The following is a 12412-nucleotide window of genomic DNA, read 5'->3' on the forward strand; positions in this document are numbered from 1 at the left end:
GGCATTGTCCGCAGGAATCGCGGTACCAAGGCTTATACTCTAGCTCTGTAACAGGAGCTCCTGTCGTACCATCCCCGGCTGCCGGTTCCAATACGCCGCTCAGAGGCTTGGTTCAATACAGCAATCCCTGCCCCTTTTCACCGTCCGGGGCTCTCTGTGAAGGATTACACGTATCTACTCTTCTCATCATCGCGTTTATTCATTGGGAATAGGATAACAAATCAAACTATTACTGTAAAGAGGACGTTAGCCCTCAAGGAGCGCATTCAGCAGATCAAGCGCTTCTTCATGATCCGGCTCGATAACCAGCGCCTTCCGGGTATACTCCAGCGCGCCTGCATCATCCTCCAACTCATAGCAGCAGATAGCCAGACAGTAGAGCACCGTCACGACCGGCTCCTCATCGCCCTCGGCCAGAGACAGCTCCAGATACCGGCGCGACTCCCCGTACTGATCCATTTCAAACAGCAGCAGGCCGGTGTCCAGGGCCAGATCGTATTTTTGCGGCATCGGGTAATACCCGTCCCACATCATCCGGATCCCCAGCTGAAGATCTAGCAGCTCCTCGTCATGGGCATCCGGCAATAAGCTTGAAATCCGCTCTGCGCTCTGGATGAACAGCTCGGCATCATAGCCGCCCAGCCGCCAGAATGCCAGCATCTGCTGCAGTCCCATCGAGTCATAATTATTATCAATCCACAGCTTCATGCTGAAGAAGTCATCCGGTCCGAACCGTTCTACACTCCGCCGGTAAGCCAGCCGGGTCTGCACATGGGCTTCCGGGTCCTTCAGCATCAGCATGCAGCCGACGTTCAGATTCTTATAATGATGCGGAGTGAACAGGGTCTGTGCACCCCTCCGCTCAAAATAATACTGCAGCGCATGATAGTTAGCCGTAAGCGAGATGCTGCCGTGATGCATCAGCTGCGGCGGCTCGAGGAATTCCCAGTTCTCCAGCCGGTGATCACCCTTATCTGCAGTCAGCAGCATAAAGCCTTCCTTGGACAGGCTGTTCAGCCGCTCCATACAGGACAGTGCCGCCGCAGGGAACAGAATATGCGAATCCTCCAGATGATGCTGGTAGAACGAGACTACCTCCTGAAACGGATAGTCCAATTCCTCATAGGCGGCGGCACGGACGTAATGATATTCCGGCACGATATCCCTGAGCACTTCAGAAGTAGTCATCGTGTCCGCCTGCTCCGGATACTTCAGGGACACCTCGCAGTCAAAAATTTTGCCCTCATCCACATACAGCAGCTCCTGCTGAATGCTGTCAAAGAAGTAGTTGGCGATAACCAGCAGCGGCTGTGCAAGACTGCCCGGCTCTATTACCTGTCCGCTATGCACGAGCTTCAGCTCCGTATCCGCTACAGCATCGAAACGGGCGAAGTCAAGAATCCCTTGCTCGACAAACGGAATCAGCCGCGGATGCTGCTGCCAGCCGGTGATGTTTTTGAGCGGGAGATCGCTCATAACGTACTTGAACGGCGGCAGGGTAATTCCCGCATATTGAATCAATTCGCTCAGCTTGTGCAGGGTATGGAAGGCAAAGCGGCCGGCACCTGCGCCCAGCTCCAGTATAATAACCGGCTCTCTGGTCTCCCCGCGGGCTGCCCGGTCCTGCAGGAAGCCCAGAATCATCTCGGCATAAGCTGTTCCAATCATCGGATTGCTGGTAATGTATTGCGGCACCTGGTCGTTTTTCCAGGCCTGCATGCCAAGCTGTTCATAATAAGCGCGCTGCAGCTCCCAGATCGGGGCTTCGCTGAAGCGGTATCGTTGTTGTTCACCTGTTGTCATCTGGTTTTGAACCTGCTCTCTGCTATTGTTGCAGCCTGCTTGCTGCTGCACTGTGTTTGTATATGAACGAAATATAACATATTCCGCTGCCTACTCCCAATCATACATCCTGCCTGCCGCCAATCACAATCATAATTGGCATTTTGGGAACATATACAGTAAACATCCTGCCTTATCATCCGGAAAGGAGCCGTTATGAATTCCGAACAATCTTCCTTGAAGAGTACCGTTCCCATCCCCCAGCCGATCAGAGATGACGGTGCCGGCAATGTCGATCTGGGTCCGCGCGATGTGCTGCGCGACCGGGAGAATCCTGATATGTTCGTCCCGCCCGTCACCGATAACGGGCTGATTCCGAATCTGAAGTTTTCCTTTTCGGATGCCCATATGCAGCTTAACTACGGCGGCTGGTCGCGGGAGGTTACGGTCCGGGAGCTTCCCGCCGCCACAACGCTTGCCGGAGTCAATATGAGCCTGACGCCCGGGGGCGTCCGGGAGCTGCACTGGCATCAGCAGGCGGAATGGTCCTATATGCTGCTGGGCAGCGCCCGGATTACGGCCGTCGACCAGAACGGGCGCAATTTCATCGCCGATGTCGGACCGGGTGACCTGTGGTATTTCCCGCCGGGCATTCCCCATTCCATCCAGGGGTTAGAGCAGGGCTGCGAATTTCTGCTGGTCTTCGACGACGGCAGCTTCTCCGACCTGAACACCCTGTCCATCTCTGACTGGTTCGCCCATACTCCAAAGGAAGTGCTGTCAGCTAACTTTGGAGTGCCTGAATCTGCCTTTGACTGTATACCGAAAGAGCAGGTGTACATTTACCAGGATCAGGTACCTGAAGCGCTTGAGCGGCAGAAGGTGCAGTCTCCGTACGGCGAGATTCCGCTGAGCTTCAAGCACCGGCTGCTGGCCCAGCCCCCGCTGAAAACACCGGGCGGCAGCGTGCGGATTGTCGACTCTTCCAATTTCCCCATCTCCCGGAACATCGCTGCCGCGCTGGTCGAAATTGAGCCCCGCGCGATGCGCGAGCTGCACTGGCACCCGAATAACGACGAGTGGCAATACTACCTGAGCGGGCAAGGCCGGATGACGGTGTTCGGCGGCAACGGCGCAGCCCGCACCTTCAATTATAGAGCCGGGGATGTCGGCTATGTGCCTTTTGCCATGGGACACTACATCCAGAATACCGGTACAGAGACGTTATGGTTTCTGGAAATGTTCAAAAGCGACCGGTTCGCCGATGTCTCCCTGAATCAGTGGATGGCCTTAACCCCGCATGAGCTGGTCAGCAGCAACCTGCACATCGGTGCTCAAGTGATGGATGCCCTGCGCAAGGTCAAATGGCCTGTCGTAAAATATCCCGGGTGCGGATCAGCGGCAGAAAAGGGCTGAGTTACCTGTAAAAAAATAGCGGCCCGGACATAGCCTGTCCGGACCGTTTTTTTTCATATACGCCTTCTTAACAGACAGCCGAAGCTAGAATAGCTTCAATGTCAGATAAAGCCCTAATAAAGTGAGGAATAGAGTCGGGATTGTCAGGACAATCCCTGTTCTGAAATAGGTACCCCACGATATCTTCACGCCCTTGGAGGACAGGACATGCAGCCACAGCAGGGTAGCGAGTGAGCCGATCGGCGTAATCTTCGGTCCCAGATCGGAGCCGATGACATTGGCATACACCAGTGCTTCCTTAATCAGCCCGGCAGCATGTGCTGTATCCACCGCCAGCGCACCGATCAGCACGGTCGGCAGGTTATTCATAATGGAAGAAATAATGGCCGACAGGAACCCCATGCCCATCGTTGCCGTGAACAGCCCGTGCCCGGCCAGCCTGCTGATCAAATCAGCCAGCACATCGGTCAGTCCAACATTGCGCAGGCCGTAGACTACGACATACATCCCGATTGAGAAAAAGACAATCGCCCACGGCGCGCCTTTGACCACTTCCATGGTCTTGATATTCGGGCTCCGGCTGGACATCCACAGGAAGAGAAGTGCAATCACACCGGCAACCAGCGAAACGGGGATACTCAGAAACTCGCTGACAAAATACCCGGCCAGCAGCACCGCCAGCACTATCCAGGACAGCCGGAACATCCGCTGGTCCCTGATGACTTCACGCGGCACCCTGACCTGTGAGGCGTCGTAGCGCTTTGGAATGCTTTTGCGGAAATACAAATACAAGACCCCTATGCTGGCTCCCAGCGAGAACAGGGTAGGCAGCAGCATCCGTCCCGCGTACTGCATAAAGGTGATGCCGAAGAAATCGGCGGACACGATGTTGACCAGATTGCTGACGATCAGCGGCAGCGAGGTCGTATCGGCGATAAACCCGCTGGCGATGATGAACGGAAATACTTTTTTCTCATCAAAATTCAGAGCTCTAACCATCGCAAGCACAATCGGCGTCAGAATCAGCGCAGCCCCGTCATTGGCAAAAAAGGCCGAAACCACCGCTCCCAGCACAATTACGTAGATGAACATTAATGTACCATTGCCCCGGGCCGCCGCTGCCATATGCAGTGCCGCCCACTCGAAAAAGCCGATTTGGTCCAGAATAAGTGAGATCAGAATAATCGCCACAAACGCCAGCGTCGCATTCCAGACAATCAGCGTTACATCACGCACATCCGTGAAGCTTACTACTCCGGCCGCCAGCGCCAGCAGCGCACCTCCGCAAGCCGACCAGCCAATGGACAAGCCGCGCGGCTGCCAAATGACAAAAACCAGTGTAACCACAAAAATAAGAATGGCTAAAACAACCACAACCCAGCCTCCCGCCTGCTCAGGACAGCCATGCCCCAAGCACTTCCCCATATGAAATTAATACTGTGAAACATAGACATTTCCTTATATGCTATCCTGCGGACCAGGAATAATCAAGAGGGGAATTCAGCAGTCAGCGGCACCGGAATACACTTTATTTCAAACTTGCAGTCCGAACAAAACGCCTTCATGGAGGGCCGCATCGTTATGCGGTTTCGCGGAGGTGCTCAAGGAAATTACAGGCTTGCTGTGGCTAGCTCGCGGCATGAATTATTTATGGGATGAAGTACTATTGGCGTTCAGGAGCTCATATGCTTCAATAGGGAAACGAAAAGCAGCTTCCGGGAGGGGAGATGCCGGTCCGAGAGCCATTCTGCCGTTACGGATTGGAGGATCGGACCATGAGTACAGACCAGCTTATCGCCCTGCTTGCCCTTGTCATTATGATCGTACAGCTTGCCGTAAAAAAGGATAAATCCTAATCGCACGCCAGCAGGCCGGACAGCTCCCGATGTAAATTCGGGGAGCTGTCCGGCTTTGGTGTTTGGGCGGATGCTGGAAGGCAACCTGCGCGTGACTGACAATAATACGCTGAGCGCTCCATCATCTAGTTGGATTTTCGCTACTTAATTCCATCGATTCTTAGTATTTAACTAGTTGCCGATTATCCACTTAGCTTAATCAAACGGCTCTGCAGCGGCGGCCATATGCATACAAAGTGCTACTCACCTAATTATATGAATGCACTTCACAACAGCCCTGCCTAAAACCTTGGCCTACCGCACAAAAATACGCACCTGATCATCCCGTGTCCGGCTCATAACCCGGTATCCGGATACGGCTGACGTCGCAATGCCTTCGTCATTCGGCATACAGTAGCCTCCCGGCTGGCAGGTGCCGTCATCACGGACAAGCAGCTTGCCGACAACCCCTACTGCCACCCACTCATCCCGCTGCAGCCGCGGAATATAATCCTCTGCGTCGTTCCATTCCGGATTCAGGACCGGTTCCGTTTTGGACGAGCCGGCGCGAACCACGTTGCCCTCTGTATCCCTGACCTCCGGGACCTCAACCTCCTGGTACTGGATCCGGTCCCATTCATCCGTGACGAACAGCTTGTGCCAGCGCAGATCACTGGAATCCGCCAGGACAGCCGGTCTTCCGCTTACTACGCCCAGAATGTAGGAATCCTTTGCACCAGCCTTGCGGATCTTCTCGCTGCCTCCATCAAAGGTAACAAAATATCCCGGCTCCAGCGCCTGCCCGTCAGAGGTCTCGAACATCTCCGCATAATCGGCTGCAGCCGGGGAAATAACAGTACCGTCCAGATAAAGATTCCCTGTGACTCCTTCAATTACCGCTGAATTAAGACTCGGACCTACCGCCAGCCCGTTAGCCAGATGCCAGGAATAGGCGAACCGGGTTGATCCGTTCTGGCCCATAATATGTGAGCCGGTATGCCCGGGCAGTACGGTCGTATTCTCGCCTTCGGCATGGGAATTTGCCCCGAAGGCGTGGGTCATGAAGCCTTCGGCATGCGACGCTTGCCCGTCAGCCGTAGTATCTGCACCTTCGGCATGGGCATAGGCGCCGCTGGCCAGTGTACTCACGCCTTCGGCATGGCTAAAGGCACCGCTGGCTACAGAGTTAGCGCCCTCCGCATGGGCCGACGGGCCGCTGGCTGTCGTCTGAAAGCCTTCGGCGTGAGTGGCTGTGCCGCTGGCTGTTGTGTTCTGCCCTTCGGCATGCGAGCCGAGATTTCCGCTGGCAATCGTCCGGAAGCCTTCGGCATGGGCCGCCGTCCCGCTGGCCGATGTGCTCTGCCCCTCGGCATGTGAGAAGTCGCCCTGTGCCACCGGCCCCGCCGCAGCCGTTACATCGGAGGTACCTCCCTCCGCATGCGAAGCAAAGCCGAGCGAGGTTGTGCCAACCCCCTCTGCGTGAGAGCCGGCGCCGCTGGCAAAGTTAGGCGCCGGATTACCCTGCTGGTCGGCGCCGCCGCCTTCCGCATGCGAAGCCCTTCCGGCCGCCGAGTTCCCTTCTCCTTCGGCGTGGGCACTTGCTGCACCGGCCTGAGTCGATGTACGGAGACCTTCCGTATGTGAATAGTCTCCCCACGCCTGTGTAGCATTGCCTTCGGCGTGGGCTTCTGCTCCGGCTGCCAGCGTCATTGAACCCTCTGTGTGCGTGCTTTCCCCCATTGCATGGGTCATATATCCCTCAGCGTGAGAAGCCACTCCGCTGGCTGTTGTTGAAGTGCCTTCGGCATGGGCCGTATCATTCGTTGCCTGTGTAAGATAGCCCTCGGCATGAGACGCGCTTGCACTCGCTACGGCAGTACTTCCCTCTGCGTGGGAGCTATTTCCGCTGGCAACCGTAGAAAACCCTTCCGAGTGAGCGGCTGCACCGCTCGCAGTCGTGTTCAATCCTTCGGCATGGGCAGCGAAGCCGCTCGCCGTGTTACCAATCCCTTCCCCCATTCCAGATCACCGCTTTCGTCCGTATTACAATAAACTATGTCCCACAGCGGAGAGCAGTAACGGCAGAACGGTCCAAGTTATCCAAATTGGCGCATGACACGGCCGGCACAGCAGCCCATAATAATTTCCGAAATATCACTTACTAAAGTTGAGAAACATTAAAAAGTATAGTAAGATAGATTCATGAAGAAGGAGGCGGATTAAGATGGAAATAGGAATCAGCACATTTTTGGAAACGACACCCGATCCGGTGACCGGCAAGGTAATTAGCCATGCTGAAAGACTGCGTGAGGCGGTTGAGGAAATCGTCCTGGCCGACCAGGTCGGACTGGATGTATACGGAATCGGAGAGCATCACCGGGCCGATTATGCCGGAAGCGCGCCTGCGGTTGTCCTGGCGGCTGCAGCGGCAATGACCAAGAACATCCGGCTTACCAGCGCCGTATCCGTACTTTCATCGGATGACCCGGTACGGGTCTATCAGCAATTCGCCACACTTGACGGCATCTCTAACGGACGGGCGGAGATTATGGCTGGCCGGGGATCTTTTATCGAATCCTTCCCGCTGTTCGGCTACAGTCTGGACGATTATAATGAACTATTCGAAGAAAATCTCGAGCTGCTGCTGAAAATCCGCGCCTCCGAGAAGGTAACCTGGCGCGGCGGCCACCGTCCGGCGATTGACAACCTGCCTGTCTATCCGCGTGCGGTACAAGACCCGCTGCCGGTATGGATTGCCACCGGCGGCAATCCCGAGTCGGCTATCCGGGCGGGCATGCTCGGTCTTCCGGTAGCATTCGCCATCATCGGCGGCATGCCGGAACGCTTCGCACCGCTGGTGAAGCTGTACAAGGAAGCCGCGGCGCGGGCTGGGCACAACCCTGACAAGCTGCAGATTGCGACCCATTCCCACGGCTTCGTCGGAGAAACAACCGAGCAGGCGGCGGCTCTGTTCTATCCTTCCACCCAGGCGCAGATGAATGTGATCGGACGCGAGCGCGGCTGGGGTCAGAGCTACAACCGCGCAACCTACGACGATGCCCGCAGCCTGCGCGGAGCACTGTATGTCGGCGACTCCGAGTATGTAGCAGAGAAGATCATTCTGCTGCACAAAAACCTCGGCGTAACCCGCTTCTTCCTCCACGTCAACGTCGGCACCATGCCGCACCGCGAGGTTATGCGCGCGATCGAGCTGCTCGGCACCAAGGTTGCCCCGATTGTACGGCAGGAGCTGGCCCGGAAATAACGTTATGTAATGTAAAAGAGATGCCCCGCAGACCATCCCCCGGTCTGTCGGGCATCTCTTTTTTGGCGTTGTTCAAGGTCTGAGCTGCAGTTAACCGCCTATGGAATCAAATTTGCTCACCACTCCGTTTTTGTAAACCTGAATCGCGCTATATTTCCCGCTGCTGTCACCAAGCTCAAAAAACCTTATTTTTCCCAGCCGCTGATCCGTATACTCTGTTGTCCCCAGCTCATTCACATCTAGTCTTAATAAATGATCCTTTAATTCTGATTTCAACGACTCCAGATACTTCGCTTCCTTATCCCTCCCGGTTACCAGGTGGTTAACGATAAGATAAGCCTGCCCGCCGGCAGGTGAATACAGATACAGTCCGCTTTTATCCTTGATCTGGTTTACAAAGCTTCTAGCACCACTGCTAAGCTGCTTCAATTCTACCTCTTTAGGCTCTCCTTTAGCTAAACTGCTGCATCCTGCTATAATAGCAACCATAAAGATACACAGACAGCTTGCTACAGCAGTCATTTTTCTCATTATGCTCCTCCTTAACCCACCCCGGATTTATTGCGTACCCACTGTATACGTCACGGTCTTCACTTTTCCGTCAGGCAGCGTTGCATAGGTGAAAGTCATCACGTTTCCCTCCCGCTTCTTCAGCACCAGCATTTTTGTCAGATAAAAGTCATCCGAGCCGTCTGCCCGGTCCCACTCTTTACGGTCCCCGGCACTGATCAGTTGCTGACTAAGATTGACGCTTGTCCCGCTTGCTGTATGAATGGCAAATAACTGTGTGCTTGTCATTAAGCGCGCCAGAATAATATCTTCCGCCGCGTATTCGATGGTGTAATTCCCTTCTGTGCCTGTGATGCTTTGCAGGTCAAAGAGCTTACCCGGACTCCCGTCCGCGTTTATGTACTGGACACTCCCGCCGTCAGTCATGTAGAGCTGGCCCGTCTTCAGCAGTGGAGCTTTTATGTATGATTTGGCCATATAGTGATAGTCCATCTGCTTCAGGATTTTGCCGTTCCGGATCAGTACCTGATAGCTGTTGCTGAAATCATTGAACATCGCATAATGGTTATCGGTGAGCAGCAAAAGCTCCGTACCCTTACCTACATTCTTAACCGCAAGGCTATGGGTATAAATCAGATCCGTAAACGGCAGCGCCCCGATCAGCACCGGCTTTCCGGTAACGGAAGCACTATAAAATACATCGCCGTTCTTTTGGGAGACCCAGTACGTCCTGCCTTGCGTGGAAGCAACCGAATAACGCAGCTCGTCCACAATATTCAGGCGGTTGCTGTCTTTGTCATACACCGTTTTGCCGCCCAGCAGACTGACTGCCGACACCAGCGGGACATAGATTTTACCTTTGAGGATACGGGGTGCTTCAGCCAGAGTTGACGCATTGCCGTCTACCGTTGCGTTAACAGTACCGGCAGTTAATGTAACTTCATGTCCCGGACGGATCAGCTTCGCTGACTTCGTACTTTGGTTCCAGGTGAGTGCGTAGCCCATCGTCTCTGCCAGCTGCTGCAGCGGAACAAGCGTAGTACCAGAAGTAACTACCTGGCTGCTGCCCAGCGAAGTCTCTTTGTAATTCAGCTGAATAACACTGTCCGCAGCCGCAGATGCCGCTCCCGGACTTAAAGCGATGGCCGCGGCCAGAATGCCGGCAGCCAGCTTCCCATTTTTCATTATGTAATCCTCCCCCATGCAGATATCTATGTATTAATGGACGAGATTATTTGGAAAAAGTTTCAATATTATTCACGGATCCCAAATAAAAAAACACCCGTTTGTTCCGCAGCATAATACTGCAGACAAACAGGGTGTCACTGGTCATTCATACTACTGGTTAATCAAATAGGGAATCACCGGATACGAGATCAGATTGCGGTCTCTGTGGGCGGCAGTCACGGTATCGCTGTGTGCGCTCAGAACGCCATTTTGCAGCAAAACCGGCCGGAAGCCCCGTTCGCTCGCCCCATTGTAGGTAAACTGCACGCAGTGCTCAGCCGAGAAGCCGGAGATAATCAGCAGCTCAACACCGTGCTCCTTCAGAAGCTGCTCCAGCTCTGTTTTCCAGAATGCGTTCGAATGCTCTTTGGTAACTTTCAGGTCACTGTCCGCTACCCGGATTTCCGGAATAATATTATAGCGCTCCTTGGTATCTTCCTCTATTCCCTCAATATCCTGAATGTGAATGACCAGCTGGTCCTTCTCCCGGAGCATGTCCGCCACATAATTCATATATTCGCAGCCGCGGTCCAGCGTCTTCTGATCCACGTAATCCCGCACATGAATCTCCTGCATATCGATGATCAAATAGCCCAGCTTCATCAAGACCCTCCTTGTTGTAAAAAGATATGCCGATATCGTACAACACAATCAAGCAGTAAGCCAAATAAAGTTTAATTATAATTTTCCTTGAAAAATATTATGCCGTGCACTCTGCCAACAGCTTTGACTTCAGCAAACTTTGCAGGTTATACTTGAACTACGCTTAATTTCCAGTATTTCCAGCTGGAAAGCGGGGGAACCAGTCAATTGGGGCGAATCATTGAGTAATGCAATGTAGGGTACCATCTTACCCGAGTCCGTCAGCTAACCTCGTCAGTAGTGGATGGGTCTGCTTTTTTATGTTTATAACATGAGACCCTTGTGCTAAGGGTCTCTTTTTGTGTTCTTTAGAGGCCCTGCTGGCTAACAGTTTGGCTTTTGACATCAAGGCTCCCTATTGTCTCGCCATTAGGAGAACAAAGGAGAGATTCATGTGCAAAAGGTACGATACATAACCGACATTAACAAAATGGAAATGCTGCCTGAAGCGGAAAGATCGCGGCTCAAAGAGGTCACGGACAAATTTGTGTTCCGGGCGAATGACTACTATTTATCACTGATTAATTGGGAGGACCCGGAGGATCCCATCCGCAAGCTTGTTATTCCCGCTGAAGGTGAGCTTATGGAATACGGCCAGTGGGATGCCTCTGATGAGGAGGCCAACTACGTCGTTAATGGCTGCCAGCATAAATACCGGACCACCGCGCTGCTGATTGTCTCCGAGGTTTGCGGTGCCTACTGCCGCTATTGCTTCCGTAAACGGCTATTCCGCAACGATGTCAAAGAAGCCTCCTCCGATGTCACCGCCGGAATCGAGTATATCGCCGCCCATCCTGAAATCAACAACGTCCTGCTAACTGGTGGAGACAGCCTGATTCTCTCAACGACCAAGCTGCGTTTCATTATTGAGAGCCTTAGAGCTATTCCACACGTCAAAATCATCCGCCTCGGCTCCAAGCTGCCGGTATTCAATCCGATGCGTATCTCTCAGGACCCTGAGCTGCTGGAGCTGATCCGCACCCACTCTACTGTAGAGAAACGAATTTATATTATGGCGCATATTAATCATCCGCGGGAAATTACACCTGAGGCCAAACGGGCCGTAAGAGCCCTGCATGATGCCGGCGCGATTATCGTCAATCAGACTCCGGTGCTTAAGGGCATTAACGATGACCCTGCTGTTCTGGGTGAGCTGCTGGACCGCCTGTCCTGGGCCGGAATCACGCCCTACTATTTCTTTATTAACCGGCCGATCGCCGGCAACCGTGAATTCGTCCTGCCGCTTGAGCAGGTATACCGGATCGTCGAAGAAGCCAAAGCCCGAACCTCAGGCCTCGGCAAAAGAGTCCGGCTCTCCATGAGCCACTCCTCCGGCAAAATTGAAATTCTGGCTATTGAAGACGGCAAAGCCTATCTTAAGTACCACCAGTCCCGCGATCAGGAGTACGGGAAATTCATGATTCTCGACTGTCCGGAAGATGCCGAATGGTTCGATGACCTCCCCGGAAACGAGCAGTACTGGAGCAAGCCTGTGAAGAAAAGCGCGGGTGTCATTCCGGTACCTCTTCAGGTTTAGTCCTGACTAAGCTAAGTGTAAAATTGTCATCTATTTCTGGGCGAAACCCCTGAAATCGCTCTACTAGTTGTAAAAACGTCACTTATATCTGCCGATTTGGCCATAATTAGAAGCTGAGGCTAAAAATAAGTGTAGTTTTTCCAACTAATGGCTCCACTAAGCTGAATATCAAAGAATTAAGTGCCGAATTTCCAACTA

General features: G+C 53.5%; 9 protein-coding genes, 1 riboswitch and 1 other annotated feature (1 of these 11 only partly in view). Of the genes, 3 read left to right on the top strand and 6 right to left on the bottom strand.

What is annotated here, in order from left to right; genetic code table 11:
- Nucleotides 1-199: a binding site (T-box leader), on the bottom strand; it reaches 71 nt to the left of the window's first position.
- Nucleotides 200-246: 47 nt separating this feature from the next.
- Nucleotides 247-1803: a tetratricopeptide repeat protein gene (locus tag NST84_RS26950; protein ID WP_342566533.1), complete on the bottom strand. Its 1557-nt coding sequence runs from the start codon at nucleotides 1801-1803 to the stop codon at nucleotides 247-249.
- Nucleotides 1804-1998: 195 nt separating this feature from the next.
- Between NST84_RS26950 and NST84_RS26955 the strand changes: the two genes are divergently transcribed.
- Nucleotides 1999-3198, top strand: a complete 1200-nt coding sequence (locus NST84_RS26955; RefSeq protein WP_342563137.1) for an oxalate decarboxylase family bicupin — start codon at nucleotides 1999-2001, stop codon at nucleotides 3196-3198.
- 84 nt (nucleotides 3199-3282) lie between these two features.
- On the opposite strand, the gene NST84_RS26960 is transcribed toward NST84_RS26955, so the two are convergent.
- Together NST84_RS26960 and NST84_RS26965 are read right to left on the bottom strand one after the other, a co-directional pair.
- Entirely contained in the window at nucleotides 3283-4623 is a 1341-nt protein-coding gene (locus NST84_RS26960) for an arsenic transporter (protein WP_342563138.1), read from the bottom strand.
- Between the two features lie 725 nt (nucleotides 4624-5348).
- A complete protein-coding gene (locus NST84_RS26965) occupies nucleotides 5349-7052 on the bottom strand; it encodes a peptidase G2 autoproteolytic cleavage domain-containing protein (RefSeq protein ID WP_342563139.1) in 1704 nt (567 codons plus the stop codon).
- A 205-nt stretch (nucleotides 7053-7257) separates the two neighbouring features.
- On the opposite strand from NST84_RS26965, the gene NST84_RS26970 reads away from it, so the two are divergent.
- Entirely contained in the window at nucleotides 7258-8298 is a 1041-nt protein-coding gene (locus tag NST84_RS26970) for an LLM class flavin-dependent oxidoreductase (RefSeq protein WP_342563140.1), read from the top strand.
- Between the two features lie 90 nt (nucleotides 8299-8388).
- Here NST84_RS26970 and NST84_RS26975 read toward each other — a convergent pair whose 3' ends face one another.
- From NST84_RS26975 to NST84_RS26985, 3 genes are all read right to left on the bottom strand, one after another.
- On the bottom strand, nucleotides 8389-8829 hold the full coding sequence (locus NST84_RS26975; RefSeq protein WP_342563141.1) for a hypothetical protein: 441 nt from the start codon (nucleotides 8827-8829) through the stop codon (nucleotides 8389-8391).
- 27 nt (nucleotides 8830-8856) lie between these two features.
- The gene (locus NST84_RS26980; protein WP_342563142.1) at nucleotides 8857-9993 is read right to left on the bottom strand and encodes a copper amine oxidase N-terminal domain-containing protein; all 1137 of its coding nucleotides are present in this window, start codon (nucleotides 9991-9993) and stop codon (nucleotides 8857-8859) included.
- Nucleotides 9994-10146: 153 nt separating this feature from the next.
- Nucleotides 10147-10638: an isochorismatase family protein gene (locus tag NST84_RS26985; RefSeq protein WP_342563143.1), complete on the bottom strand. Its 492-nt coding sequence runs from the start codon at nucleotides 10636-10638 to the stop codon at nucleotides 10147-10149.
- 150 nt (nucleotides 10639-10788) lie between these two features.
- A riboswitch (cyclic di-AMP (ydaO/yuaA leader) is annotated at nucleotides 10789-10930 on the top strand.
- A gap of 141 nt (nucleotides 10931-11071) precedes the next feature.
- On the opposite strand from NST84_RS26985, the gene NST84_RS26990 reads away from it, so the two are divergent.
- Nucleotides 11072-12214, top strand: a complete 1143-nt coding sequence (locus tag NST84_RS26990) for a KamA family radical SAM protein (RefSeq protein WP_342563144.1) — start codon at nucleotides 11072-11074, stop codon at nucleotides 12212-12214.
- Nucleotides 12215-12412 lie beyond the last annotated feature (198 nt).

Source organism: Paenibacillus sp. FSL R7-0345 (assembly GCF_038595055.1).
GTDB lineage: Bacteria > Bacillota > Bacilli > Paenibacillales > Paenibacillaceae > Paenibacillus_AQ.

Bases quoted from the DNA above. Each gene is read 5' to 3' on its own strand.
- NST84_RS26965 (WP_342563139.1), bottom strand. From the start codon at position 7,052: ATGGGGGAAGGGATTGGTAACACGGCGAGCGGCTTCGCTGCCCATGCC.
- NST84_RS26970 (WP_342563140.1), top strand. From the start codon at position 7,258: ATGGAAATAGGAATCAGCACATTTTTGGAAACGACACCCGATCCGGTG.
- NST84_RS26985 (WP_342563143.1), bottom strand. From the start codon at position 10,638: ATGAAGCTGGGCTATTTGATCATCGATATGCAGGAGATTCATGTGCGG.
- NST84_RS26980 (WP_342563142.1), bottom strand. From the start codon at position 9,993: ATGAAAAATGGGAAGCTGGCTGCCGGCATTCTGGCCGCGGCCATCGCT.
- NST84_RS26950 (WP_342566533.1), bottom strand. From the start codon at position 1,803: ATGACAACAGGTGAACAACAACGATACCGCTTCAGCGAAGCCCCGATC.
- NST84_RS26955 (WP_342563137.1), top strand. From the start codon at position 1,999: ATGAATTCCGAACAATCTTCCTTGAAGAGTACCGTTCCCATCCCCCAG.
- NST84_RS26975 (WP_342563141.1), bottom strand. From the start codon at position 8,829: ATGAGAAAAATGACTGCTGTAGCAAGCTGTCTGTGTATCTTTATGGTT.
- NST84_RS26960 (WP_342563138.1), bottom strand. From the start codon at position 4,623: ATGGGGAAGTGCTTGGGGCATGGCTGTCCTGAGCAGGCGGGAGGCTGG.